Origin of the sequence: Pseudomonas sp. BLCC-B112, from assembly GCF_028550695.1 — a bacterium.
GTDB classification, from domain to species: domain Bacteria; phylum Pseudomonadota; class Gammaproteobacteria; order Pseudomonadales; family Pseudomonadaceae; genus Aquipseudomonas; species Aquipseudomonas danubii.
Genome location: NZ_JAQQGK010000005.1, coordinates 1 through 23,947, shown reverse-complemented (window position 1 = coordinate 23,947; position 23,947 = coordinate 1). Strand labels below are relative to the sequence as shown.

The 23,947-nt window shown below is 59.9% G+C and carries 24 protein-coding genes and 1 pseudogene; 7 read left to right on the top strand and 18 right to left on the bottom strand.

From position 1 onward, the window contains the following. Positions 1 to 169: 169 nt before the first annotated feature. The 9 genes from PQT43_RS14000 to PQT43_RS13960 form a co-directional block, all read right to left on the bottom strand. Positions 170 to 1,135, bottom strand: coding sequence for a 2-oxoglutarate and iron-dependent oxygenase domain-containing protein (locus PQT43_RS14000; protein ID WP_272754163.1), 966 nt, complete (start codon positions 1,133 to 1,135; stop codon positions 170 to 172). A 65-nt stretch (positions 1,136 to 1,200) separates the two neighbouring features. After that, complete coding sequence (locus PQT43_RS13995; protein ID WP_272754162.1) at positions 1,201 to 2,283, bottom strand: BMP family ABC transporter substrate-binding protein; 1,083 nt, start codon at positions 2,281 to 2,283, stop codon at positions 1,201 to 1,203. A gap of 319 nt (positions 2,284 to 2,602) precedes the next feature. Continuing rightward, positions 2,603 to 3,676 carry an ArsO family NAD(P)H-dependent flavin-containing monooxygenase gene (locus PQT43_RS13990; protein ID WP_272754161.1) on the bottom strand — a complete coding sequence of 358 codons (1,074 nt, stop codon included), beginning with the start codon at positions 3,674 to 3,676 and terminating at the stop codon, positions 2,603 to 2,605. Between the two features lie 29 nt (positions 3,677 to 3,705). Beyond that, complete coding sequence (gene arsC / locus PQT43_RS13985) at positions 3,706 to 4,128, bottom strand: arsenate reductase (glutaredoxin) (RefSeq protein ID WP_272754160.1); 423 nt, start codon at positions 4,126 to 4,128, stop codon at positions 3,706 to 3,708. 20 nt (positions 4,129 to 4,148) lie between these two features. Then, positions 4,149 to 4,862, bottom strand: coding sequence for an arsenical resistance protein ArsH (gene arsH / locus PQT43_RS13980; RefSeq protein ID WP_272754159.1), 714 nt, complete (start codon positions 4,860 to 4,862; stop codon positions 4,149 to 4,151). A gap of 49 nt (positions 4,863 to 4,911) precedes the next feature. Then, complete coding sequence (locus tag PQT43_RS13975) at positions 4,912 to 5,382, bottom strand: arsenate reductase ArsC (RefSeq protein ID WP_272754158.1); 471 nt, start codon at positions 5,380 to 5,382, stop codon at positions 4,912 to 4,914. A gap of 16 nt (positions 5,383 to 5,398) precedes the next feature. After that, positions 5,399 to 6,682, bottom strand: a complete 1,284-nt coding sequence (locus PQT43_RS13970) for an arsenic transporter (RefSeq protein WP_272754157.1) — start codon at positions 6,680 to 6,682, stop codon at positions 5,399 to 5,401. A gap of 24 nt (positions 6,683 to 6,706) precedes the next feature. Continuing rightward, positions 6,707 to 7,063, bottom strand: coding sequence for a metalloregulator ArsR/SmtB family transcription factor (locus PQT43_RS13965; RefSeq protein ID WP_272754156.1), 357 nt, complete (start codon positions 7,061 to 7,063; stop codon positions 6,707 to 6,709). Then, positions 7,060 to 7,482, bottom strand: coding sequence for an arsenate reductase ArsC (locus PQT43_RS13960; protein ID WP_272754155.1), 423 nt, complete (start codon positions 7,480 to 7,482; stop codon positions 7,060 to 7,062). Before PQT43_RS13960 ends, PQT43_RS13965 begins: the two co-directional genes overlap by 4 nt. A 129-nt stretch (positions 7,483 to 7,611) precedes the next feature. On the opposite strand from PQT43_RS13960, the gene arsN2 reads away from it, so the two are divergent. The 4 genes and pseudogenes from arsN2 to PQT43_RS13935 all read left to right on the top strand — a co-directional run. Continuing rightward, positions 7,612 to 8,073, top strand: coding sequence for an arsenic resistance N-acetyltransferase ArsN2 (gene arsN2 / locus PQT43_RS13955; protein ID WP_272754154.1), 462 nt, complete (start codon positions 7,612 to 7,614; stop codon positions 8,071 to 8,073). 182 nt (positions 8,074 to 8,255) lie between these two features. Then, entirely contained in the window at positions 8,256 to 8,603 is a 348-nt protein-coding gene (locus PQT43_RS13950; RefSeq protein ID WP_272754153.1) for an ArsR/SmtB family transcription factor, read from the top strand. Positions 8,604 to 8,639: 36 nt separating this feature from the next. Continuing rightward, entirely contained in the window at positions 8,640 to 9,722 is a 1,083-nt protein-coding gene (locus PQT43_RS13945; RefSeq protein WP_272754152.1) for a flavin-containing monooxygenase, read from the top strand. A 193-nt stretch (positions 9,723 to 9,915) separates the two neighbouring features. Further along, positions 9,916 to 10,062 (top strand): annotated as a pseudogene (locus PQT43_RS13935) (calcium:proton antiporter); the annotation flags it as partial. Here PQT43_RS13935 and PQT43_RS13930 read toward each other — a convergent pair. The 3 genes from PQT43_RS13930 to PQT43_RS13920 all read right to left on the bottom strand — a co-directional run bounded on the left by PQT43_RS13930 (position 10,059) and on the right by PQT43_RS13920 (position 13,424). Next, the gene (locus PQT43_RS13930; protein ID WP_253084191.1) at positions 10,059 to 11,066 is read right to left on the bottom strand and encodes a formylglycine-generating enzyme family protein; all 1,008 of its coding nucleotides are present in this window, start codon (positions 11,064 to 11,066) and stop codon (positions 10,059 to 10,061) included. The pseudogene PQT43_RS13935 and the gene PQT43_RS13930 overlap by 4 nt on opposite strands. 111 nt (positions 11,067 to 11,177) lie before the next feature. Further along, positions 11,178 to 12,536: an 8-oxoguanine deaminase gene (locus tag PQT43_RS13925; RefSeq protein WP_253084190.1), complete on the bottom strand. Its 1,359-nt coding sequence runs from the start codon at positions 12,534 to 12,536 to the stop codon at positions 11,178 to 11,180. Positions 12,537 to 12,740: 204 nt separating this feature from the next. Further along, complete coding sequence (locus tag PQT43_RS13920) at positions 12,741 to 13,424, bottom strand: SDR family oxidoreductase (RefSeq protein ID WP_102863041.1); 684 nt, start codon at positions 13,422 to 13,424, stop codon at positions 12,741 to 12,743. A 185-nt stretch (positions 13,425 to 13,609) separates the two neighbouring features. Here PQT43_RS13920 and PQT43_RS13915 point away from each other — a divergent pair, with 185 nt between their 5' ends. Further along, positions 13,610 to 14,047 (top strand): hypothetical protein, encoded by a 438-nt coding sequence (locus PQT43_RS13915; protein WP_110595509.1) that lies wholly within the window; start codon positions 13,610 to 13,612, stop codon positions 14,045 to 14,047. On the opposite strand, the gene PQT43_RS13910 is transcribed toward PQT43_RS13915, so the two are convergent. The 6 genes from PQT43_RS13910 to PQT43_RS13885 all read right to left on the bottom strand — a co-directional run bounded on the left by PQT43_RS13910 (position 14,044) and on the right by PQT43_RS13885 (position 20,738). Further along, positions 14,044 to 14,970, bottom strand: coding sequence for an ABC transporter permease (locus tag PQT43_RS13910; RefSeq protein WP_267269333.1), 927 nt, complete (start codon positions 14,968 to 14,970; stop codon positions 14,044 to 14,046). The two genes, PQT43_RS13915 and PQT43_RS13910, sit on opposite strands and share 4 nt — an antisense overlap. Beyond that, the gene (locus PQT43_RS13905; protein WP_267269334.1) at positions 14,970 to 16,076 is read right to left on the bottom strand and encodes an ABC transporter permease; all 1,107 of its coding nucleotides are present in this window, start codon (positions 16,074 to 16,076) and stop codon (positions 14,970 to 14,972) included. Before PQT43_RS13905 ends, PQT43_RS13910 begins: the two co-directional genes overlap by 1 nt. A gap of 11 nt (positions 16,077 to 16,087) precedes the next feature. Then, positions 16,088 to 17,653, bottom strand: a complete 1,566-nt coding sequence (locus tag PQT43_RS13900) for an ABC transporter ATP-binding protein (RefSeq protein ID WP_272754151.1) — start codon at positions 17,651 to 17,653, stop codon at positions 16,088 to 16,090. A gap of 531 nt (positions 17,654 to 18,184) precedes the next feature. Further along, positions 18,185 to 18,766, bottom strand: coding sequence for an IMPACT family protein (locus PQT43_RS13895; protein ID WP_102881906.1), 582 nt, complete (start codon positions 18,764 to 18,766; stop codon positions 18,185 to 18,187). Positions 18,767 to 18,771: 5 nt separating this feature from the next. Further along, a complete protein-coding gene (locus tag PQT43_RS13890; protein WP_102863047.1) occupies positions 18,772 to 19,440 on the bottom strand; it encodes a TetR/AcrR family transcriptional regulator in 669 nt (222 codons plus the stop codon). 377 nt (positions 19,441 to 19,817) lie between these two features. Beyond that, positions 19,818 to 20,738: a LysR family transcriptional regulator gene (locus PQT43_RS13885; RefSeq protein WP_102863048.1), complete on the bottom strand. Its 921-nt coding sequence runs from the start codon at positions 20,736 to 20,738 to the stop codon at positions 19,818 to 19,820. Between the two features lie 124 nt (positions 20,739 to 20,862). Between PQT43_RS13885 and PQT43_RS13880 the strand changes: the two genes are divergently transcribed. Further along, the gene (locus PQT43_RS13880) at positions 20,863 to 22,212 is read left to right on the top strand and encodes an aspartate aminotransferase family protein (protein WP_102881904.1); all 1,350 of its coding nucleotides are present in this window, start codon (positions 20,863 to 20,865) and stop codon (positions 22,210 to 22,212) included. A 74-nt stretch (positions 22,213 to 22,286) separates the two neighbouring features. Beyond that, positions 22,287 to 23,780 (top strand): CoA-acylating methylmalonate-semialdehyde dehydrogenase, encoded by a 1,494-nt coding sequence (locus PQT43_RS13875; protein WP_102863050.1) that lies wholly within the window; start codon positions 22,287 to 22,289, stop codon positions 23,778 to 23,780. Positions 23,781 to 23,947: the final 167 nt, after the last annotated feature.

The window sequence follows — 23,947 nt, the reverse complement described above, 5'->3', positions numbered from 1 at the left end:
CATCAGGTGCAGGCGGGCGCTGCGAAGTGTGATGCGCTGCCGGAGCCGTGCCCTTCTCTGGGGAACTGGCGGCGGTTGCGGCGATCGCCAGGTTTTCACCGGGCCCGAAAAAGCCGCCATTCTACATCTGGCGGCGCGATTGTTCGGCAAAACCTGACCGAGTGGGCGATCAGGCCTGCTCCAGCTCCCGGCGATAGGCGTAGGTATCGGCAAAACGCGAGAGCAGGAATTCGGCGCAGGTGGTCAGCGGATACTGGGCCGGATGCTCCGCGTCCTGGCAGCCGGGCAGGCATTCGATGCGGGTGTCCGGGTGCGGTTCGGCGAAGAACGGCATCGAGTAGCGGTCCACCCCCAGCGGGCTGATGACCCGGTGCGGAGTCGACAGGTAACGATCGTTGCTCCAGCGCGCCATCATGTCGCCGAGGTTGACCACGAAGGTGCCTGCAATGGGCGGCGCGTCGATCCATTGCCCCTGAACGTTGCGTACCTGCAAGCCACCGGCCGCGTCCTGGTAGAGCAGGGTGATGCAGCCATAGTCGGTGTGGGCGCCGGCGCCTTGCTGCTCGGTGCTGCTGGCGGTGTGGCGCGGCGGATAGTGGATCAGCCGCAGCACGCTGACCGGGTCCTGGAAGCGGCGGTCGAAGAAGTCGCGTTCGATGCCCAGGGCCAGGGTCATGGCCCGCAGCAGGGTCTGGGCCAGGGCCTGCATGTCCTGGTAGTGCTGCTCCATCAGGTCTTTCCAGCCGGGCAGGTCCGGGTGGCGGTTGGGGCCGCGCAGGGGCTTGTCCGCCACTACCTCGGGATGCTCGGCGGGCAGATGCAGGCCCATGTCGAAGGTTTCCTTGAGATCGCTGGGCTTGCCCGGGTCCAGCTGCTCGGTGGCGATGGCGCCGTAGCCGCGATGGTGGCGGCTCTGGGTGATGTCGATCTTGAGTTTCTCGGCGCTGGGCAAGGCGAAGAAGTGCTTGGCCATGGCCAGCAATTGCTCGATGCGTTGTGCGCTGATCGGGTGGCCCTTGATGTAGAAGAAGCCCCATTCGCGACAGGCGTGGTCGATCTGTTTGGCGACACTGTCCCAGCCTGGCTGGGCCTCCTGATACAGCGGGCTGATATCGATGATCGGCAGTTGATGCATGAAAAGGCTCCCATCCTGTTGGCGGTCCGTCGTCGCTGGCGGGTGCTCCGGCAGCGACGACCAGCTTATTTGGGGAGGTCTGCCTTCAGGCCTTCGACGTAGTAGTTCATCGAGGCCAGTTCGGCATTGCTGGCGCTGACCCCCGCAGGGATTTTTTCTGTCCCGCCCTGGTCCTTGATCGGGCCGGTGAACGGGTGGAACTGGCCACTCTTGATGCTGGCGATGATCTGCTCGGCCTCGGCTTTCACCGGGGCCGGCAGCAGGTCGCTGAGGGGCAGCTCAACCGTACCTTCTTTCAGGCCGCCCCAGTAGTCCTGAGATGTCCAGCTGTGGTCCAGCACCCCTTGGGTGGCCTGGATGTAATGGGGGGCCCAGTTGTTGACGATGGAAGTCAGCACCGCCTTGGGGCCGAAGTGGGCCATGTCCGAGGCGTAGCCCACCGCATACACGCCACGGCGCTCTGCGGCCTGGATCGGCGCTGGGCTGTCGGTGTGCTGGAAGATCACGTCGGCGCCCTGGTCGATCAGGGCGTTGGCGGCGTCGGCTTCCTTGCCCGGGTCGAACCAGGAGTTGACCCACACCACCTTGATCTCGGTGCCCGGGTTGTACTTGTTCAGGGCTAGCTGGATGGCGTTGATGTCGCGGATCACTTCCGGGATCGGGAAGGAGGCGACGTAGCCGATCTTCTTGCTCTTGGTCATCTTCGCCGCGAGGAAGCCGCCGACATAACGGCCCTCGTAAGTGCGTGCCAGGTAGCTGCCGAGGTTCTTGTCCTGCTTGTAGCCGGTGGCGTGTTCGAAGGTCACCTTGGGGAACTGCTTGGCGACTTTCAGGGTGGGGTTCATGTAGCCGAAGGAGGTGGTGAAGATCAGGTCGTAATGATCCTTGGCCATGTTGCGGATCACCCGCTCGGCGTCGGCGCCTTCGGCCACGTTCTCGACGTAGTTGGTCTTGATCTGCTCGCCGAATTTTTCCGCCAGTGCCTTGCGTCCTTGTTCATGCTGATAGGTCCAGCCGTGGTCGCCGATGGGACCGATGTAGACGAAGCCGACCTTCAGCGGATCGGCAGCGCTGGCGGCGAGACTGGCACTCAGGCCGACAGCGGCGGCCAGGGCGCAGAGCAGATTGTGCAACGGGCGTGTATGCATGAATTGGAGCTCCATCTTGTTGTGGGGGAGGACTGGGTCGGCAAGCGCTGGAGGGCAATGCAAATAGCTGACCAACAGGACAACAAAGAGGGCGGTTGCGCCGGCGAGGCGGTTTCTACGGGGGCTTTGGAGGCGTTTTTCGCTGGCAGGCCAACTCCTGCGGGAGCGGGATGTCGGAGCCGGCTTGCCAGCCAAGCGCTGTTGAGGAACTAACCCGGTGCGTGGCGCCTGAGCCTGGTGCAGATCGGGTTTATCGTCATCGCCTCCTCCAGCTTGAAGTCACATCACATAAAGTGCGCTCGGTGTGAGTGAGGCGTCATCAGGCTGTGCCGGTGAGATAGCTTTCCACTTGCTTGACCACATCTCGTGCAGTGCGGGTGACTCCGATCAATGTAGCGCTGGCGAGCCCCGTCCAATCGCCGTAACCCACCAGCCACAGATTAGGTGAAGCGACACTCCGGTTTTCATTCACGGTGACTTTACCGTCATCGCCAACGATACCCAGGTTGCTCAAGTGGTCGAGTGCTGGAGAAAAACCAGTACACCAGATGACGGCGTCGATCGTCGTCTCGACTCCCGATGGCCACACAACCCCCGTTGAAGTGAAATGCGTAAATGGCCTTACCGCGTTCAGCACACCGCGTTCGCGAGCTTCCTTCACAGGTGGCACCATGACGATGTCGCCCAGACCTCCTTCGGGCTGTTGAGGCTGTACGCCGTCCTGTTGCGCCTTCAAACGAGCGCTGGCTCGTTCAAACAGGACACGGCCATCGACCGCATCTGGAAGAAACTTGGGGACTTGTTGAGTCACCCAGGTGGTGTGAGCCACCTTCGAAACTTCGGCGTAAATCTGGGCCCCCGAATTGCCACCGCCGACCACCAAAACGGTCTTCCCCTCGAACTCACTCGGCTCAACGTAATGGGCAGAATGGATTTGCTGTCCCTTGAACAGCTCCTGTCCTGGATAGGTTGGAATAACCGGGTGGCTCCACGTACCTGTTGCACTGATGACCGCTTTGGCATCCCAGGCTCTGCCCTCGGAGACAACCCGTAATCCGTCTTCGATTTTCTCGACACGGTTTACCCGCGTGGATCGGATGATGGGAAAGTCATATCGACGCTCGTACAGAGTTAGATAATCGATAACATCGTCCCGCCCAGGAGTCCCCTCGGATACTGCTGGCATGGGCCAGCCGGCAATTGAGCTCCAAGCAGACGGCGAGAATAGTCGGAGAGAATCCCACCCATGCCGCCAGGCCCCTCCCGGTGCTAACTCGGCGTCGAGTAATACATAGGAAAGGCCTGTACGCCTCAAGAAATAGGCTACGGTGAGTGCGGATTGGCCACCGCCAATGACCACTACATCAAATGTCGAGTTTTGATTCACCACCATCCCCCCAGGCCCATCTGCTTTACATCGGTTTAAACCCTGCGGCCATTCTCATCAATGACGACTTGTCCGTCTTCTTTAACGAAGCTGCCGCGCTGCTCTTGTGGTAGAAGGTCGAGGACTGCCTCTGACGGACGACACAAGCGTGTGCCCAAGGGCGTCACGACGATGGGGCGATTGATCAGGATGGGGTGAGCCATCATGGCATCGATGAGCTGATCATCAGTAAGTGACGTATCGCCCAGTCCCAACTCCTCGTAAGGAGTGCCTTTGATGCGAAGCAGGGCCCGCACCTCAATACCCATATCCTTGATCAACCTGACAAGCGTGGTGCGGTCAGGTGGGGTCTGTAGGTACTCGATAACAGTCGGCTCTTCTGCGCTGTTGCGGATCAGCTCCAAGGTGTTGCGAGAGGTGCCACATTGCGGGTTGTGATAGATCGTGATCTGGCTCATACAGTTTCCTCGCACTGACGTTAGATGGAGCGCTGGTTGACGCGTTTGGAAAGCTCTTCGGCGGACTCTTTACGCTCGGAGTACCGATCAACCAAGTAGTCCTGGCGATCCCGCAACAGCAGCGTGAACTTCATTAGCTCCTCCATCACGTCCACCAGTCGGTCGTAGTACGAGGACGGCTTCATACGACCTGCCTCGTCGAACTCGGTAAATGCCTTGGCCACCGAAGATTGGTTTGGGATGGTGAACATCCGCATCCATCGGCCCAGTACGCGCAGCTGATTGACCACGTTGAAAGATTGCGAGCCGCCGCAGACCTGCATGACTGCAAGGGTTTTGCCTTGCGTAGGTCGAACAGCACCAATAGCAAGCGGAATCCAGTCGATCTGGGCCTTAAAAACGGCGCTCATGGAGCCGTGCCGCTCAGGAGAACACCACACCTGTCCTTCAGACCATTGCATGAGTTCGCGCAGCTCTACGACCTTGGGATGTGTATCCGGAGCATCGTCCGGCAGAGGCAAACCCGAGGGATCGAAGATTTTGGTTTCGGCGCCAAACTCCTCCAACAAGCGGGCTGCTTCCTGAGTCACCAACCGGCTGAAAGAGCGCTCTCGTGTCGACCCATACAGAAGCAAAATTCGAGGCTTATGGAGTGACGGCGTACGCAGCTCCAGTTGCTCCAGCGAGGGCATGTCGATCAGATCGGCATGTACGTTCGGCAATGTGTCTTGCATATAAACTCCTACACGGCGGCGCAAGGTAGCGCACAGCCTCGTTTAATCTTCAAAGCGAACCGATACGGTTCAGTTCAGCTTTGAGCTGGTCAGCGCTCATGGTCTTGAGTGGCAACTCAAGAAACGCGCTCACGCGTTCGCGAATTTTGGCGAGGGTGTTTTCAAAGGCAGCCGTAATCTCGGTTTCTGATCCGGTGGCTTCGGACGGATCTGCCAAACCCCAATGCGCCTTCAGGGCGGGCCCAAAAAAGATCGGGCATGCTTCACCCGCAGCCCGATCACAGACCGTAACAACGATGTCGGGAGGTGAGCCTTCAAAAGCATCCGAAGCCTTACTGCTCAAGCCCGCTGTGGAAATACCAGCGGCCTCCAGAGTTTGCAGTGCTCGCTGATTCACTCGACCACTGGGAAAGCTGCCGGAGCTGACCGCTTCTACGCCTTCAGGCGCCAAATGATTGAACAGCGCCTCAGAAAGAATGCTGCGGCAGCTGTTGTGGGTGCACATGAACAAGACTTTCATTGGAAGATTCCTTGATTCAGAAACTCAGGCGTAATGCGAGGGCGCACAGGGTGGCGACAAGGATGGGCAAGGTCAGCACGATCCCTGTCTTGAAGTAGTAACTCCAGCTGATCTTGATGTCCTTCTTAGCCAGTACGTGAAGCCACAACAGCGTGGCCAGGCTCCCAATTGGAGTGATCTTCGGCCCCAAGTCGCAGCCGATGATATTGGCGTACACCATGGCTTGCTGGACGACGCCATCGACTTCGGCGGCATGAATCGACAAGGCACCGACCAGGACGGTCGGCATGTTGTTCATGATGGAAGACAAAAATGCCGTCAGCAGGCCGGTTCCAAGCGAGGCACCCCAGATGCCGTACCCGGCGAAGACGTTGAGGATCTGTGCGATGTTGTCCGTCAGGCCTGCGTTCTTCAGGCCATAGACGACCAGATACATACCCAAAGAAAAAATCACCACTTGCCAGGGAGCGCCCTTGAGCACCTTGCCAGTGTCAATGGCATGGCCACGAGCCGCGATGATATAGAGGACCAATGCACAAACCGCCGCGATAGCACTGATTGGCACCCCCAATGGCTCTATAACAAAGAAGCCGATCAATAGCAGTGCCAACACCCACCAACCGGCTATGAAGGTGGCACGGTCAATGATCGCTTCACTCGGGCTACCCAGTTGATTGAGGTCATAGGTCTTGGGAAGATCCCTGCGAAAGAACCACAGCAGCATGGCCAATGTCGCCGCCACGCTGACGATGTTTACCGGCACCATGATCGAAGCATATTCGTTGAAACCGATATCGAAGAAGTCGGCAGAAACGATATTGACCAGGTTGGAAACCACCAGTGGCAAGCTCGCCGTATCGGCGATAAAACCGGCAGCCATGACGAATGCCAGGGTGGCGGCGGGAGAAAAACGCAACGCCAGCAACATCGCGATCACGATGGGTGTGAGGATCAGCGCAGCTCCATCATTGGCGAACAGAGCCGACACCGCCGCGCCCAGCAGTACGATAAATGCGAACAGCTTGCGAGTGCTCCCGCCTCCCCATCGGGCCACATGCAGCGCAGCCCACTTGAAAAAACCAGCTTCATCAAGCAGCAAACTAATGATGATGACCGCGATGAACGTCCCGGTAGCGTTCCAGACGATGTTCCAGACCTCTGGTATGTCGGCAAGAGTAACGACGCCTGCCAGCAGCGCCACGATGGCACCCAGCATCGCACTCCAGCCTACCCCAAGCCCCTTGGGTTGCCAGATGACCAGGACGATGGTGGCGATAAAGATCAATACGGCAATCAGCATTTCATTAATCCGGTTGGGCGTGAATCAGCTACACACGGCTTGGTTGATCGGGCGGTCGTTCATGCCGCAGAGGCGCTGAGCTTCGGTTTCCAGCCATTGCTGATTGGCGTCTACCACTTCCTTCAAAACCGCAGTCACCCACGTGGGCAAATCAGGATTCAGTCGGTAGTACACCCATTGGCCTTGGCGACGATCCAACAGCAAACCGGCAGAGCGCAGCAGTGCCAAATGACGAGAAATCTTTGGCTGACTCAGGTCGAGTGCTGCCGTTAGCTCGCAAACACACAGCTCACCTTCACTCACGACAAGCAGCGAAATTTTTGCTCGGGTGTCATCTGCCAGGCACTTGAATAGGGTGGTGGGGGTCATCGGTTCTGTCATAGATCCTCCTGGTGTTTGGTCTTGACCAAAACGAAGAGCTTGATGCGCTCGTGGATGTCGTGGAGCGTATGGCGAAATGCGCCAGGATCATCGCTAGTCACGGGGTCAGGAAAGTCCCAGGCAATGACTTCACCTGCACTGGGCATTGGTAGGCACTCGCTTGCGGATTTATCACAAAGAGTGATTACGTAATCGAATCGATCAGCTTGAAACTCGCTGATGGACTTACTACGCAGGCCCTTTGCATCGACTCCTACTGCCTCCAATGCCTTAATCGTGCGCGGATCAACCTCAGACGGTTCGGATCCCGCGCTGAAGGCCTCAAGGCGTGGATCGGTATGCCGCAGCAAAGCCTCTGCAAGCTGGGAGCGGGCGGAATTGGCTACGCACACGAAAAGCACTTTGATAGAAGGACTCATGTTTGAACTCGATGCATATGGAAAATCGAATATACGCTTTGGCGAATATTCGGTAAAGCGAATGTAATGACGGCTGCTTCGACTTGAGCCTTAACAGCCCATGCAACGCGGTACAAAGGAGATGGAAGGATGGAGTGGGAGATGATGATCCAGGCAACGGAAATAGCCGGCGGGCAATGGCAGCGGTTTCGAGATGCACTGAGGTCTGCTGACCTTCCATCAGAAGATATTGATCTTCCGGGCCGAACTTTTTTCGAGTTCACACGGGATGGCACAACTGTCGGATGGGGAGGATTCGAAACGTATGGCACAGACGGGTTACTGCGATCCCTGGTTGTAGAGCCGGCATACAGATCGAAAGGGGTCGGTGCCGCGGTGCTTCGGGTCATTGAAGCAATAGCTGCCGAGCAGGGAATCACTCGATTGCATTTGCTGACAACAACGGCATCAGGCTTTTTTGAGCAGCAGGGCTATGCAGTAAATCAACGAGGCTCAGCGCCTTCTCTGATTTCTCAGACGGAGCAATTCAAGGGGCTTTGCCCTCGTTCGGCGTGCTACATGTGCAAGGCGTTGCCAGTTGACAATGATTGATAGTCTGCCAGCCCAATAGAGTGGCAGAAGAAGGTTGGCTGACCGTCTCACTGAGACGTTTGGCATCTTGACTGAGGAAACACTGGTTAGCAGATAGGCACGGTTTTCTGATGTTCTGGCGGGCAGTGCTCATTGTTGATCTGTTCTTTACATGTGCGCGTACATGCACATATAGTTCCTGCATGACCACATCACTGACCCGAAACCAGGCCATCGAGGCCGCCATCGAATCGCTGGATGGCGCATTTTTCAAGGCCTTGTGTGAGCCACCGCGAATCGCTGTGCTGAAGCGCGTAATGCTGCTTGCCCGCGCTGATATCACAGAAATTGCGGCTGAGTTGCCCCAAGAGCGTTCGGTTGTATCTCGCCATCTTCAGGTGCTGCTAGAAGCGGGGATTGTTCGAGCCACTAAGGTAGGGCGCCAGGTGTTCTATGAAGTGGACGGCCCAGCCATTATCCAGCGTCTAGAGGTCATCCTTCTCCACACCAAAAAAATCGCTCCACTGTGCTGTCCAGGCAGGTTGGACTGAGTTTTGTTGTCTTAATACGTGCATGAGTGTGCATATATGAACGTAAAAAATCAGACGTTGGATGTTGTTGTCATTGGTGCTGGTCAAGCAGGGCTGGCTAGCGGTTGGCACCTGAAACAGCATGGCCTCAATTTTCGTATTTTTGATGAGCAGCCGCAGCCTGGGGGAAACTGGCGCAATTACTACGACAGTCTTGAGTTGTTCTCGCCAGCAGCATATTCCTCTCTCCCAGGGCTTCCTTTCCCTGGAGCAGCAGGTCACTACCCTACTCGGGATGAAGTAGTGGGTTACCTGAAACGGTATGCCGACTTCTTCCGGTTACCTATTCTCCAGGGGATCAGAGTTGCGAACGTAGATCAGGAAGACCAAGGATTTCGGATTACTACCGCAAGCGGACAATGCTTTTGGGCGAGAGCGGTGGTCGTTGCCTCAGGAGCCTTCAGCCTTCCCTACGTACCCGATATCCCAGGGCTCAAAAACTTCAGCGGCACTCAACTTCACAGTGCTCATTATCGAAATGCAGAAGCATTTAGCGGGCAACGCATCGTCGTAGTGGGCGCTGCGAACTCCGCTGTACAAATCGCCTACGATTTATCCAAAGTCGCAACAGTGACCTTGGCTACGCGAGAGGCGATTAGATTTGCGCCACAACGGATATTAGGAGCAGATTTTCACACCTGGCTGAAATGGACAGGGCTAGAGAAAACTAAGTGGCTAAACGATCAAAGTACGCCTGTACTGGACGACGGCACGTACAGAAAGGCTCTGAAGTCCGGATACTTCAATCAAGCAGCCATGTTCGCCCACGTCACTTCAACAGGTGTTATTTGGGCCGACGGTCAGCATGAAACCGTTGATAGCCTCATTTTTGCCACCGGCTTTCGTCCGAACCTGCCATTTCTTCAAGGCCTTCCAGTAATGGACGAGGGACGAGTGGTGCAACGCGACGGGCGAGCCGTTCATGTCCCAGGCTTGTACTTTGTAGGCTTGCCCAAACAACGCAACTTCGCTTCTGCAACCCTACGGGGCGTGGGGCCTGATGCCGGACACATACTTCCGCATTTGCTAGAGCGAGTTCGTGATTTGGAGCCTGCCCCTACGTGCTTAATGCACAACTGAGCCGCTAGCATCTGAAAAAACAGAGTCTGTCGCCACTGAAAACCCCAGAAAGCAACCAGCCACCTATCAATCGACTCAGGCGGGTGTTGGCTTCAGGCGTCGCACAGATTCTTGCTTGGCGTTCGACCTATTACCTGCCTGCAGTTCTTGCGACACCCATTACCAAAGAAACGGGGGGCAATGGATCTGAGTCTTGACTCCGGTGCAGCCCCTCATGGTGTTGATCACCCTGATCGTCTGCGCGATCAACCTCAACGACGGTGAAACCAATGCCATAGAAGGCATGACTCACTTCGTCCTGTTTGCCACCTTCATCATGCTGTCGCTGCTGGGCCTTTAAAGCGGCTGAGCTGACTGGATGGCGCAGCGAAAGCTGACACCGGGGGCATTCCAGGCCGCCAGTGCCCCCCAACGCCAACGGCGCACGGTGCTGGCCGAAGGAGAAAAGGTCGGGTCGTTGGCAAACTTGTTGTTGGCGCCGCGTTGCGCCCGATATATGCCTGTTTCAGGCCCTTGCGGGTTCTCCACGGGAGACTCGCGATAGTAGTGTTTATCGTACCAATCGTTGACCCATTCACTGGCGTTGCCGGTGAGGTTGTAGAGGCCCAGCGGATTGGGCACAAACCTGTCCACGGCAAAGGTTTCGTTGTCGTCAGGGGCCGGGAAGTTGCGGCCGTAATCCAGATTGCCGTTGTCGGTGGCGAACATCACCGGCTGGCCGCGGTTGCGCGCCGCATATTCCCATTGCGCCTCGGTCGGCAGATCGACGCGATAGCCGCTGAGGTCTGCCAGCCAGCCACAGTAATCCTTGGCCTCTTGCCATGATCGAGAGGCCGGGGCGGGCAGGTTTTCAAGGTAGAGGTGCTTCATGTCTTCGCGTTTACGAAGTTCAGCGTCGAATGGCGGCTTGCCTTGGGCCAGGAAGAACAGATCGAAATCGCCCAAGGTGGTTTGCAGCGAGGACAGGTAATAGCTGCTCAATTTGACCGGGTGAACGAAATCGTCATCGACGTCGAGACTGATCCGCTCCATTTTTGCCGGGTCCACGCCGCAGGGCCATTGGCACAAGGCAAGTGGGTCGAAGCCATGGGGCCAACCGAAATCGCCCATCTGGAATTCGCCCCCTTCAATCAACACCATGTTGTCCAGCGAGCGGATCACTGTGTTGAGTACGGCCTCGCGGTTTTGTGGGGACAGATTCGGGTATTTGCGGCTGATGGTCGAAGCAATTTCTGCCACTTTTTCAGGGGACAGCACTTTGCTGGGCGGGCCAGCAACCTCCTGTTTCTCGCAGCCTGAAATCAGCAGCGCGACGCAGAGCGCCAGTCCGTACTTTTGTTTCACGTAATGTCCCTATAGCGGTTCGTTCGAGGGCGGAAACTAACATGTTTCCTCGATCCGATTCCGCTTAAGGCGCAGGCGAGGGATCGGGTCCCTCGCCGTTGGACTCAACGATCAGCTACCAGCGATCAACTGCCGGGCCGCCTGGCTGTGATCGGCGATCAGGTTTTTCAGGTCCAGCCCTTCGACCTGGCCATCAATCACCCGCCACTTGCCACCAATCATGACCCGGTCCGCTCGATCCGCGCCGCACAACAGCAGCGCCGAAACCGGATCATGGCTACCCGAGAAACGCAGCTCATCAAGCTTGAACAACGCCAGGTCCGCCTGCTTGCCCACCGCCAGTTCGCCGATGTCGGTGCGGCCCAACAGGCTTGCCGAACCCTGGGTCGCCCAGCCCAATACCCGCTCCGGGGTGATCTTCTCGGCGCCGTAGCGCAGACGCTGGATGTACAGCGCCTGACGGGCTTCGAGGATCATGTTCGAGGCATCATTGGATGCCGAGCCATCCACGCCCAAGCCAAGCGGCGCCCCCGCATCGGTCAGTTCGATACTGGGGCAGATGCCGGAGGCCAGGCGCATGTTCGAACTCGGACAATGGCAGATGCCGGTGCCGGCAGCGCCCAGGCGGGCGATTTCATCCGGGTTGAAGTGGATGCCGTGGGCCAGCCAGGTACGCGGACCGAGCCAGCCGACGCTGTCCAGGTAATCCACGGTGCGCAGGCCGAAGCGCTGCAGGCAGAAGTCTTCTTCGTCGAGGGTCTCGGCGAGGTGAGTGTGCAGGCGCACATCGAGTCCGTTGGCCAGTTCGGCGCTGGCCGACATGATTTCCGGGGTCACCGAGAACGGCGAGCACGGCGCCAGGGCAATCTGGATTTGCGCGCCGTCGCCACGCTCGTGGTACTGGTGAATCAGGCGCTGACTGTCGTCGAGAATCACCTGGCCTTCCTGCACGGTCTGTTGCGGTGGCAGGCCGCCGTCCTTTTCGCCAAGGCTCATGGAACCGCGGGTGAGCATGGCGCGCATGCCCAGTTCACGCACGCTTTCGACTTGTACGTCGATGGCGTTTTCCAGACCGTCCGGGAACAGGTAGTGATGGTCGGCGGCGGTGGTGCAACCGGAAAGCAGCAGTTCGGCCAGCGCCACTTTGGTGGCCAGGGCGAGTTTTTCCGGGGTCAGCCGCGCCCAGACCGGGTACAGGGTCTTGAGCCAGGGGAACAGCGGCTGGTTGACCACCGGCGCCCAGGCCCGGGTCAGGGTTTGGTAGAAGTGATGGTGGGTGTTGATCAGGCCCGGCAGCAACACGTGCTCGCGGGCATCGAAGACCTGTTGGCAAGGGCTCGCAGGCTGTTGGCCCAGGCCCAGGACTTCGACGATCAGACCGTCTTGCACGACCAGGCCGCCACGGGCGTCGAGGGCATTGCCGGTGAAGATGGCCAGGGGATTTTTTAACCAGGTACGGGTCGCAGGCATGGTGGCCGGCTCCTCTGAAAGTGGGTTCAGGTTAGCCAGCTCAGTGTTGCCCTGTCTGCTGATCCAGGGTCGCCGCAAGGGGCGAGGTGCGCAGTCTAGCGAAAGATTTGCCGGGGGACAAAACTTGCGGTTTGCCCCCCGTTGCAGAGCCTTGGCCGCGCTGTGCAAGCGCTGCCAGGGGCATCGGTTACAGAGGTTGCGGGCTTACCAGGGGATGGTTTCGCCCTTGTAGTTGACGAAGTGATGGCCGCCCTTGCCGGTGTAGGCGTTGATCTGGGCGATCAGCCCACGGGTGCTGGTTTGCACGTCGATGTCGGCGCCTTCGCCGCCCATGTCGGTCTTTACCCAGCCCGGGTGCAGCGAGAGCACGGTCAGCTTCTGTTGCAACTGAGTCACGAAACTGTTGGTCATGGAATTCAGCGCCGCCTTGCTGGCCTTGTACAGCGCCAGCTCCGGAGCGTCCGGCATGGTCACGCTGCCTAGCACCGAACTCATGAACGCCAGCACGCCGCTGTCCTTGCGGATCTGCCCGACAAAGCGCTGGGCCAGGTTGATCGGCGCCACCGCGTTGGTGAAGAACAGCTGGCCGACTTCGGCCAGGGTCGCGTGGCCCGGCAGTTGGTTGTCCGGGCCCTTGACCCCGGCATTGACGAACAGCAGGTCGAACACCTGGTCCTTGAGTTTCTGGCTCAGGGCGATCACCGCTTGCTGATCGTCCATGTCCAGTTGTTCGATCTGCACCTTGCCCAGGGCCTGCAGGGCCTCGGCCTTGTGCGGGTTGCGCACGGTGGCGGTGACTTGCCAGCCGTCTTCCAGCAGGCGTTGTACCAGGCCGAGGCCAAGGCCCCGGGAGGCGCCGATGATCAGTGCGGTTTTTGCCGTGGACATGATGAGGTTCCTTGATAAATGAGGATCACGGATTCAATGGACAGGCTTGTCCCAGCCGCAGTTGCAGCTCGTGGCGCAACTGGCCCAGTTCTCCGATGCACATGCATGGGGCTCGAAAGGGCTTGACCCTTGAGCATACTCCAGGCTTTAGCCTGCGCGCTCCTTGAGTTGATGGAGCACTTCCTATGTGGACGACCGAACACTACCGAAAATTGGTCCGCGCCAGCGGCTGGTACGACTTGCTGGTGACGCTGGCCTTTGTCACCCCCTGGAGTTTCATGGCCCTGCACGAGTTGCTGCAGGGCGCGGTCCAGGCCTTCAATCTGCCCGGTAGCCTGCCTCCGTTCGAGCCGATGCACCTGCTGATGGCCAACCTCATGGGGTCGATTGTCTGCGTATGGTCGGTGCTGCGGATTCGTGATCCGCAGCAGGCGTTTGGTCGTTATGACGCGGTGGGGCGCCTCCTGTTTGCCACCTGGCTGGGGTACGCCCTGATGCACGGCGCCACGGCATTGATCGCGGTGTTCCTGGTTTTCGAACTGGCCTGGTGCGTGGCGCAGTTGCTGCCGGTCAAAGGCGACGTTGGCAAGCTGGCTCCAGCCGGGCGTGCGCCGGTCATTTAATGCCCCGCCTGCCACGGCTGCCCCAGGGAAACCGGTGCGTACAAACGGGTGCGCAAGGCGTCGCGCGATAGCAGCACCAGCACCAGGATGGTGGCGGCATACGGCAGCATCGCCAGCAGGTTGGAGGGTATCGCCAGCCCCAGGCCCTGGGCCACCAGATGCAGGATGCTCGCCAGGCCGAACAGGTAGGCGCCGAGCAACAGTCGCCACACGCGCCAACTGGCGAACACCACCAGGGCCAGGGCAATCCAGCCGCGGCCGGCGCTCATGTTCTCGGCCCACATCGGGGTGTAGGCCAGGGACAGGTAGGCCCCGGCCAACCCGGCCATGGCACCGCCGAACAGCACCGCGAGCGTGCGCACCCGCAGCACCGGCAGGCCCATGGCGCTGGCGGCGTCGGGGTTTTCGCCGACGGCCTGGATGATCAGGCCAACCCGGCTCTTGAGGATCACCCAGGCCACCAGGGCGAACAGCGCGAAAGACAAGTACACCAGCAGATCCTGGGCAAACAGCATGCGGCCGATCAGCGGGATGTCGCTGAACAATGGCAGCGCCAGCGGTTCGAACCCGGCCAGTGGCTTGCCGACCCAGGCCGCACCGACAAAACTCGACAGGCCGACCCCGAAGATGGTCAACGCCAGCCCGGTAGCCACCTGATTGGCGTTGAACGCCAGGGCCACCAGGGCAAACAGCGCCGAGAGCAGCATTCCCGCCGCCATTGCCAGCAGCACGCCAAGCCACAAATGGCCGCTGTTGAGGGCGACGATAAAACCTATCACCGCGCCGAACAGCATCATGCCTTCCTGGCCGAGGTTGAGGACGCCGCTCTTTTCACAGATCAGTTCCCCCAGGGCCACCAGCAGCAAGGGCGTGCCGCAGCGCACCATGGCGTAGAGAATATTGCTCAGCAGATCGATATCCATTACAGGGCTCCGGCGGTTGCGCTGAGGGGCGTGTCGCGGCGTGCCCAGCGCAGGTTCAGGCGCGGCCGATAGAGAATCAGTACGTCACAGGCCAGGAGGAAGAACAGCATCATGCCCTGGAACAACTGGGTAATGGCCTGGGGCAGGTTGAGGCTCATCTGCGCGCTTTCGCCACCGATGTACAGCAGGGCCATGAGCAGGCTGGAGAACAGGATGCCGATGGGGTTCAAGCGTCCAAGAAAGGCCACGGTGATCGCCGCATAGCCGTAGCCGGGGGAGACTTGCGGCACCAGTTGGCCGATGGGGCCGGTGACTTCACAGACCCCGGCCAGCCCTGCCAGGGCGCCGCTGATCAATAGCGCCAGCCAGATCAGGCGCTGCTGGCGAAAGCCGACGAAATCCGCGGCGCGCGTGTCCAGCCCGAGGACCTTGATCTGGAAACCGACGAAGCTTTTCTGCAGCAGTACCCAGACTGCCACCAGGGCCAGCAGGGCGAAATACACCCCGGCGTGGACCCGACCGTCTTCCATCAACTGTGGCAAGCGGCTGGCGTCGCCGAACATCGCCGACTCGGGGAAGTTGAACCCGGCGGGGTCCTTCAATGGGCCGTGTACGCAATACAGCAACAGGTTCAGGGCGATGTAGTTGAGCATGATGCTGGTAAGGATTTCGTTGGCGTTGAAACGCGTGCGCAACCAGGCGGTGAGCCCGGCCCAGGCGGCTCCGGCCAGGGTGCCGGCAAGCAGGATCAGTACCAGCGCCCAGCGACTTTGCAACTCGATGAGGTTGACCGCCAGGGCACTGCCGGCCAGGGCCCCGAGCAGCAATTGGCCTTCAGCGCCGATGTTCCAGATGCGGGCCCGGTAGGCCACTGCCAGGCCCAGGGCGCAGAGCAGGATCGGCAGCGCCTTGACCAGCAGTTCCGAGACGCCGTACAGGTCGCTGACCGGGGCGATCAGCAGGGTGTGCAAGGTCAGCAGCGGGTCATGCCCCAGGGCCATGAACAGCAGGGCACCACAGCTCAGGGTCAGCAGCGCGGCCAGAAGAGGGGAACACCAGAGCATCAGGCGCGACTGGCGGCCGCGAGGTTCGAGTGAAAGCAGCATGGACGACTCCGTTAAACCGCCGGGGCGGGGGTGTAGGGGACGGCTTCGAAGTGGCCGGCCATCCAGGCGCCGACTTCGACCAATGAGGTGTCGGCGCAGGCTTTGGGCGTCGAGAGACGACCGCCGCAGAGGGCAGCAATGCGATCGCTGATCTGCAGCAGTTCATCCAGGTCTTCGGAGATCACCAGGATCGCCGCGCCGGCATCGCGCAGGGCGATCAGTGCCCGGTGAATGGTGGCAGCGGCACCCACGTCGACGCCCCAGGTCGGGTGCGCGGCGATCAGCAAGCGCGGTTGCTGGAGGATCTCGCGGCCGAGGATGAATTTCTGCAGATTGCCGCCGGACAGGCTGCGGGCCGGGCTCTGGGCATCACCGGTCTTGACCCCGAAGCGCTGGATGATTTTCTCGGCCAAGGCGCGGACCTTGGCTCTTTGAATCAGGCCATTGCGGACCAGTCCCTGTTGAAAGGCGCTGAGCAGCGCATTGTCTTCCAGGTTCAGTTCCGGCACGGCACCTTGCCCCAGGCGTTCGGCGGGGACGAAGGCCAGCCCCTTTCGGCGTCTTGCATCGGGGTAGAGATGGCCGACGGCCTGGCCGGCCAGGCAGATGCGTTGGGCCTCACCGGGAGCCAGGCGTTGCTCGCCGCTGAGCAGGGCCAGCAGTTCGTCCTGGCCATTGCCGGCGACCCCGGCGATGCCGACGATTTCGCCACTGCGCAGGCTCAGGTCGATGGCCTTGAGGGAGCAGCCGAAGGGATCGGGGTTGTGCCAGCTCAACTCGCGGATCTGCAGGAATTCGGCGCCGCCGCTGACCTTGGGGTAGTCGGCGAGCAGGGCCGCCGTGTCACCCACCATCAGTTGCGCCAGTTCCTGGTTCGAGCATTCGGCCGGCCGACAGTGGCCGGCCACCCGGCCGCCCCGCAGTACTGTGGCGCTGTGGCACAGCGCGCGGACTTCGGCGAGCTTGTGGCTGATGAACAGGATGCTGCAGCCCTCGGCCGCCAGCCGGCGCAGGGTGATGAACAGTTCTTCGGCCTCTTGCGGGGTCAGCACTGAGGTGGGTTCGTCGAGGATCAACAGGCGGATGTCCTGCATCAGGCAGCGCACGATCTCCACTCGCTGGCGCTCGCCGATGGACAGGCTGTGCACCAGGCGCTGGGGTTCCAGGGCCATGCCGTAGCGCTGGGACACTTCGCGGATCTTGCCTTCCAGCTGGCCCGGCGTGCCGGCCGCCGAACCCATGGCCAGGGCGATGTTTTGCGCGACGCTGAGGGTTTCGAACAATGAGAAATGCTGGAACACCATGCCGATTCCCAGGCCGCGAGCCTGGGCCGGGCTGCTGATGAGCTGACGCTGGCCTTGCCAGATCAACTCCCCCGAGTCGGCCTGGATCACCCCGTAGATGATCTTCATCAAGGTGCTTTTGCCGGCGCCGTTCTCGCCGAGCAGGGCCTGGATTTCACCTGGGGCGATGCTCAGGTCGATGGCGTCGTTGGCCAGGCAACCGGGATAGCGCTTGCTGATCTGGCGCAGTTGCAGGCGCGGAGTTTGTGCGATGGGCACAGCGGAATTTGGCATGACGGGCTCAGGGGATTGGAGTTGTTGCTGTGGATAAAGCAATTTCCTGGCCAGTAGGTCAGGAAAGCTCAGGCGCCGCCCTGGAGTGCCCCTTGAACTGTCGGAGGAGGCGGATACCGGGCACCACTTCGGGGCAAAGTGTTTGAAAGGGCTCTGTTTTTGTCCGCGGCAAACTGAGCAAAAAATGACCAGTGGCCTGCAGGCCCTGTGCAGTCAGCGGCTGGAGCAGCCTTGCACGGGTTATCCACAGCTTGCTCCACAGTATTTGTGTGCAAGCCTGGAACTTGGGCATAAGCCCGGCAGCCTTGCCTTCCAACCGCGATAAACCACTCTAACTTGCTGTTTTACGTTGCAAAAAAGTCCACTGGAGGAACTTTGGGCAAAAAATGAACAAAGCCCGCAAAGCCACGTTACAGAAGGGTTACAGCGCTATGTGCTCAGGTTATCCACAGTCGGGTGCACAGCAGATGTGGGCAACTGCGGGAGGCTCTGCCGGGTTATGCACAAGGTGCTCGGGCCGGGTTGGTGCGCTCAGCGCTGCAAGAGGATGCGTCCGCGGCTGAGGTCGGCCAACTGCTGTTGCAGGGTATCGATCTGCTCTTCGCCCAGGGCCAGTTGCAACTCCACGCCATGGGCGGTGAAGTCTTCCTGGACCAGTAGTCCGCCCAGCTCGGCGATCCGCAACTTGACCAGGGCCAGCTCGCTGAAACTGCAGGCGCAGCGCAGCGGTATGCGGTTGACCAGGGCGATGCGTTCGGCGCCTTGCAGGCATTTGTTGGCACCGCCGCCGTAGGCCCGGGCCAGGCCACCAGTGCCCAGCTGGATGCCGCCGTACCAGCGGATCACCAGCACGGCTACCTGATCGCAATCCTGGGCCTCGATGGCCGCGAGGATCGGTCGTCCGGCGGTGCCGCCAGGTTCGCCGTCGTCGTTGCTGCGGTACTGATCGGCCAGCTTCCATGCCCAGCAATTGTGGGAGGCGTTGAGGTCACTGTATTGCTGGATGAAGGCTTGGGCCTCGACCGCGCTGGTGATGGGCGCGGCAAAGGTGATGAAGCGGCTTTTGCGAATCTCTTCGCGGTACTCGCAAAGGCCGGCCAGGGTAAAGGGCATGAGCGTCAGTCTTTCTGGGCGGGAGTCAGGCCACAGCCTTTGAGGATGATACGGATCAGGTTGGTGCCGGCCTCTTCGAAATCTTGCTTGGTCAGGCGGCTGCGGCCGGTGACGCGGCAGATCTGGGTGGCGAAGTCGGCGTAGTGCTGGGTGCTGCCCCAGAGCAGGAAGATCAGGTGCACCGGGTCAACCGGGTCCATCTTGCCGGCGTCGATCCAGGCCTGGAACACATTGGCCCGGCCTTGGAACCAGGCGCGGTAGTCCTGGCTGAAGTATTCGCTCAGGCATTCGCCGCCACTGATGATTTCCATGGCGAAGATCCGCGAGGCCTGTGGCTGGCGACGGGAAAATTCCATCTTGGCGCGGATGTAGCGGGTCAGGGCCTCCGCCGGGTCATCCTCGGCGGTGAGGGTGTTGAAGGTGCTGTCCCAGAGTTCGAGGATGTTGCTCAGCACCGCGATGTACAGCCCCAGCTTGTTGGTGAAGTAGTAGTGCAGGTTGGCTTTGGGCAGGCCGGCCTTCTGCGCGATGGTGTTCATGCTGGTGCCTTTGAAGCCGTGACGGGCGAACTCGTCCTCGGCGGCCTGGATGATGGCCTCTTCATTCTTCTGCCGAATGCGGCTGGCGGGTTTGCCTGGGTGAGGAGTGCTGTGGGCGGGGACTTCAAAGGTCATGGAGGTTTCCGAGCAAGTCTGTGGGTGCAACCTGTGCGTTGATAGCGCACCCAGGTTGATCAGACAAGCCTTGGCGCGACAAAAGCTTCAGCGGGCCTTCAGGCTGTGTTTTTCCGGCGCCGGATTTATGTCGTTTGGCAGGCTTTTACCTTCCGGCAGCAGGCGCATCAGCAGGGCTGCCAGGGGGGGCGGCGGTCGTTGAGTCCGTGGATCAGTTCACGGCTGCGGGAAGCATCTGGCTGCAGGGCGTGGAGCTCGGGCTGAAGGTTCTAGGTGCCGAGGTCTTTGCAAAAAAGCGGTCCAGGTGTTCAGGCCATTTTGTCTGGTTGTCGATGCGGCCTTGCGAGTACGGGGCTTTGCGCGGGCTTTGCCGGTTTTCAGCGGGTCGCCGCCAGGCTCTCCAGGAAGCTTTCCAGCACCAGGTGGGGGCGCCGGCCCTTGCGTGTGACCGATGCCAGGCTCAGGTCATAGAAGCGCGACTTGGGCTTAAGCGCGCGCAACCGGCCCTGCTGCACCCAGAGGGTGGCGTAGTGGTCAGGGAGGTAGCCGATATAGCGTCCGGTGAGGATCAGGAAGGCCATGCCTTCGCGGTCGGATGCGCTGGCGGTGCAGTTCAATGCTTGATAGTGGGCCTGGATTTCCGCGGGCAGGCGGAAGGTCGGGGCAATGGCGTCCTGGTCATTGAGACGCTGATCGTCCAGTTGCTTGTCGTCCACGTAGAACAGGGGATGGCCCACCGCGCAGTACAGCAACGAACGTTCGTCATACAGCGGCTGATACTCCAATCCAGACAGGGCGCTGGCCTGGGGCACCACGCCGACGTGCAGGCGACCGTCGAGTACCCCTTGCTCGACTTCGTTGGGGGCGATCATGCGGATCTGGATCTGCACGTCCGGGCCGCGCTCCTTCAATTGCGCCAGGGCGTGGGTGATGCGCATGTGGGGCAGGGTCACCAGGTTGTCGGTGAGGCCGATGATCAACTCGCCCCGCAGGTGGCGGTGCAGGCCGTTGACCTCGGTGCGGAAGCTCTCCAGGGCGCTGAGCAGTTGCAGGCTCGACTGATAGACCTCGCGGCCTTCTTCGGTGAGGGAAAAGCCGGCGCGTCCGCGTTGGCACAGGCGCAGGCCGACCCGTTGCTCCAGATCACTCATCTGTTGGCTGATGGCCGAGCGGCCAATGCCGAGCACGGTCTCTGCGGCGGAGAAACCACCGCATTCTACAACGCTGCGAAAGATCCGCAGCAGGCGGATATCAAAGTCGCTGACTTGCGCCAGCGGGTCGGCGCGACGGCTGCTCATAGTTTAGTGGATGCCAGACTGAAGGTTATTAAAGTTGGATTTCACCGACTTTATAGCCGTGGCAACTTAGTCGCAACAACGCTTTTATTCCTACGCCGCTTCATTGCCTTGCGAGGTTTTGCTCATGAACATGCCGGAAACCGCGATTCCATCTTTGGCCAGTCAGCTCAAGCTTGACGCTCACTGGATGCCCTACACCGCCAATCGCAACTTCCAACGCGACCCGCGCCTGATCGTCGGCGCCGAAGGCAGCTGGCTGGTGGATGACAAGGGCCGCAAGGTCTATGACTCGCTGTCCGGTCTGTGGACCTGCGGCGCCGGTCACTCGCGCAAAGAGATCCAGGAAGCGGTATCCAAGCAACTGGGCACCCTGGATTACTCCCCAGGCTTCCAATACGGTCACCCGCTGTCGTTTCAACTGGCGGAAAAAATCACCGACCTGACTCCGGGCAACCTGAACCACGTGTTCTTCACCGACTCCGGCTCCGAGTGCGCTGATACCGCAGTGAAGATGGTGCGTGCCTACTGGCGCCTGAAAGGCCAGTCGACCAAGACCAAGATGATCGGCCGTGCCCGTGGCTATCACGGTGTGAACATCGCCGGCACCAGCCTGGGCGGGGTCAACGGCAACCGTAAACTGTTCGGCCAGGCAATGATGGATGTGGACCACCTGCCGCACACTCTGCTGGCCAGTAACGCGTTTTCCCGTGGCATGCCGGAGCAGGGCGGTATTGCCCTGGCCGATGAGCTGCTGAAGCTGATCGAACTGCACGATGCTTCCAATATCGCTGCGGTCTTCGTCGAGCCGATGGCTGGCTCGGCTGGCGTACTGGTGCCGCCACAGGGTTATCTCAAGCGTCTGCGGGAAATCTGTGATCAGCACAACATCCTGCTGGTGTTCGACGAAGTGATCACAGGCTTCGGTCGTACGGGTGCGATGTTTGGCGCCGACAGCTTCGGCGTAACCCCGGATCTGATGTGTGTGGCCAAGCAGGTCACCAACGGCGCCATTCCGATGGGCGCGGTGATTGCCAGCTCCGAGATCTATCAGACCTTCATGAACCAGGCGACGCCTGAGTACGCAGTGGAATTCCCCCACGGCTACACCTATTCGGCGCACCCGGTGGCGTGCGCTGCGGGTCTGGCGGCACTGGATCTGCTGCAGAAGGAAAACCTGGTGCAGAGCGTGGCTGAAGTTGCTCCGCATTTCGAGAATGCGCTGCACGGCATCAAGGGCGCGAAGAACGTGATCGACATCCGTAACTTCGGCCTGGCCGGTGCGATCCAGATCGCGCACAGGGACGGTGATGCGATCGTGCGTCCGTTCGAGGCCGGCATGGCTCTGTGGAAAGCAGGTTTCTACGTGCGCTTCGGCGGCGACACCCTGCAGTTTGGCCCAACCTTCAATAGCAAGCCGCAAGACCTCGATCGTCTGTTCGATGCGGTTGGCGAAGTGCTGAACAAGCTCGACTGATTCGATCCTTCTTATATAGAGGCAGGCATGAAGCGTTTCGTGCCTGCGCCTTCCCCCTTTTCAGGAGTCCCCGCATGAGTTTGATTCAACACCTGATCCACGGCGAACTGGTCAGCGACAACGGTCGTAGCAGCGACGTATTCAACCCTTCCACTGGCAAGGCGATTCATAAAGTGCCGTTGGCCAGCCGTGAAACCATCCAGCAAGCCATTGACTCTGCCAAATCCGCGTTCCCGGCCTGGCGTAATACGCCACCGGCCAAGCGCGCCCAGGTGATGTTTCGCTTCAAACAACTGCTGGAGCAGAACGAGGCTCGCATTGCCCAGCTGATCAGTGAAGAACACGGCAAGACGCTGGAGGACGCGGCTGGTGAATTGAAGCGCGGTATCGAGAACGTCGAATATGCCTGTGCCGCGCCGGAAATCCTCAAGGGCGAATACAGTCGTAATGTCGGCCCGAACATCGATGCCTGGTCCGACTTCCAGCCGTTGGGCGTGGTGGCCGGTATCACCCCGTTCAACTTCCCGGCCATGGTTCCGCTGTGGATGTACCCGCTGGCGATCGTTTGCGGTAACTGCTTTATCCTCAAACCGTCCGAACGCGATCCAAGCTCCACCCTGTTGATTGCCGAGCTGCTGCATGAGGCCGGTCTGCCCAAGGGCGTGCTGAACGTGGTGCATGGTGACAAGGCTGCGGTGGATGCGCTGATCGAGGCGCCGGAAGTCAAGGCGCTGAGTTTTGTAGGGTCGACTCCCATTGCCGAGTACATCTATGCCGAAGGCACCAAGCGCGGCAAGCGGGTTCAGGCATTGGGCGGGGCGAAGAACCATGCGGTGCTGATGCCTGATGCCGATCTGGATAACGCCGTCAGTGCTTTGATGGGCGCAGCCTATGGTTCCTGTGGCGAGCGTTGCATGGCGATTTCGGTAGCTGTGTGCGTGGGTGATCAAGTGGCGGATGCTCTTGTGACCAAGTTGGTTCCGCAGATCAAGGCGCTGAAGATTGGTGCCGGCACTTCCTGTGGCCTGGACATGGGGCCGCTGGTGACTGCCCAGGCTCGCGATAAGGTCAGTGGTTATGTAGAGGAGGGCGTCGCTGCCGGTGCGCAACTGGTGGTGGATGGCCGTGGCCTGAGCGTTGCCGGTCATGAAGAGGGCTTCTTCCTGGGTGGCTGCCTGTTCGATCGCGTCACACCTGAGATGCGCATCTATAAAGAAGAGATCTTTGGTCCGGTGCTGTGCATCGTTCGGGTCAATAGCCTGGAAGAGGCTATGCAACTGATCAACGACCATGAGTATGGTAACGGTACCTGCATCTTTACCCGTGACGGTGAAGCGGCGCGTCTGTTCTGTGACGAGATTGAAGTGGGCATGGTGGGCGTCAACGTACCGCTGCCAGTGCCAGTGGCTTATCACAGCTTTGGTGGCTGGAAGCGTTCGCTGTTCGGCGACCTGCATGCTTATGGTCCTGATGGCGTGCGTTTCTATACCCGCCGCAAGGCTATTACCCAGCGTTGGCCGCAACGTGCCAGTCATGAAGCGTCGCAGTTCGCCTTCCCTAGCTTGTAAGCGTAAGGAGCGAGACAACAAAGGCCGGCCCTGATGGGCCGGCCTTTGCTTTTATGGGCTTTTCTGATCGATATGACAGATTTATGAAAATAAGTGTTGACGGCAGATTCTACAGGTCTATAATTCGCCCCACTTCCGGCGCAGTCGAAACGGAAAACTCCTTGAGA

Excerpts from the sequence above, each read along its gene's own strand:
- PQT43_RS13875 (WP_102863050.1), top strand. The coding sequence starts at position 22,287 with ATGAGTTTGATTCAACACCTGATCCACGGCGAACTGGTCAGCGACAAC.
- PQT43_RS13995 (WP_272754162.1), bottom strand. The coding sequence starts at position 2,283 with ATGCATACACGCCCGTTGCACAATCTGCTCTGCGCCCTGGCCGCCGCT.
- PQT43_RS13885 (WP_102863048.1), bottom strand. The coding sequence starts at position 20,738 with ATGAGCAGCCGTCGCGCCGACCCGCTGGCGCAAGTCAGCGACTTTGAT.
- PQT43_RS13895 (WP_102881906.1), bottom strand. The coding sequence starts at position 18,766 with ATGCCCTTTACCCTGGCCGGCCTTTGCGAGTACCGCGAAGAGATTCGC.
- arsN2 (WP_272754154.1), top strand. The coding sequence starts at position 7,612 with ATGGAGTGGGAGATGATGATCCAGGCAACGGAAATAGCCGGCGGGCAA.
- PQT43_RS13965 (WP_272754156.1), bottom strand. The coding sequence starts at position 7,063 with ATGACAGAACCGATGACCCCCACCACCCTATTCAAGTGCCTGGCAGAT.
- PQT43_RS14000 (WP_272754163.1), bottom strand. The coding sequence starts at position 1,135 with ATGCATCAACTGCCGATCATCGATATCAGCCCGCTGTATCAGGAGGCC.
- PQT43_RS13990 (WP_272754161.1), bottom strand. The coding sequence starts at position 3,676 with ATGGTGGTGAATCAAAACTCGACATTTGATGTAGTGGTCATTGGCGGT.
- PQT43_RS13945 (WP_272754152.1), top strand. The coding sequence starts at position 8,640 with ATGAACGTAAAAAATCAGACGTTGGATGTTGTTGTCATTGGTGCTGGT.
- PQT43_RS13960 (WP_272754155.1), bottom strand. The coding sequence starts at position 7,482 with ATGAGTCCTTCTATCAAAGTGCTTTTCGTGTGCGTAGCCAATTCCGCC.
- PQT43_RS13975 (WP_272754158.1), bottom strand. The coding sequence starts at position 5,382 with ATGAAAGTCTTGTTCATGTGCACCCACAACAGCTGCCGCAGCATTCTT.
- PQT43_RS13890 (WP_102863047.1), bottom strand. The coding sequence starts at position 19,440 with ATGACCTTTGAAGTCCCCGCCCACAGCACTCCTCACCCAGGCAAACCC.
- PQT43_RS13880 (WP_102881904.1), top strand. The coding sequence starts at position 20,863 with ATGAACATGCCGGAAACCGCGATTCCATCTTTGGCCAGTCAGCTCAAG.
- PQT43_RS13970 (WP_272754157.1), bottom strand. The coding sequence starts at position 6,682 with ATGCTGATTGCCGTATTGATCTTTATCGCCACCATCGTCCTGGTCATC.
- PQT43_RS13915 (WP_110595509.1), top strand. The coding sequence starts at position 13,610 with ATGTGGACGACCGAACACTACCGAAAATTGGTCCGCGCCAGCGGCTGG.
- PQT43_RS13905 (WP_267269334.1), bottom strand. The coding sequence starts at position 16,076 with ATGCTGCTTTCACTCGAACCTCGCGGCCGCCAGTCGCGCCTGATGCTC.
- PQT43_RS13910 (WP_267269333.1), bottom strand. The coding sequence starts at position 14,970 with ATGGATATCGATCTGCTGAGCAATATTCTCTACGCCATGGTGCGCTGC.
- PQT43_RS13920 (WP_102863041.1), bottom strand. The coding sequence starts at position 13,424 with ATGTCCACGGCAAAAACCGCACTGATCATCGGCGCCTCCCGGGGCCTT.
- PQT43_RS13900 (WP_272754151.1), bottom strand. The coding sequence starts at position 17,653 with ATGCCAAATTCCGCTGTGCCCATCGCACAAACTCCGCGCCTGCAACTG.
- arsC (WP_272754160.1), bottom strand. The coding sequence starts at position 4,128 with ATGAGCCAGATCACGATCTATCACAACCCGCAATGTGGCACCTCTCGC.
- PQT43_RS13950 (WP_272754153.1), top strand. The coding sequence starts at position 8,256 with ATGACCACATCACTGACCCGAAACCAGGCCATCGAGGCCGCCATCGAA.
- PQT43_RS13925 (WP_253084190.1), bottom strand. The coding sequence starts at position 12,536 with ATGCCTGCGACCCGTACCTGGTTAAAAAATCCCCTGGCCATCTTCACC.
- arsH (WP_272754159.1), bottom strand. The coding sequence starts at position 4,862 with ATGCAAGACACATTGCCGAACGTACATGCCGATCTGATCGACATGCCC.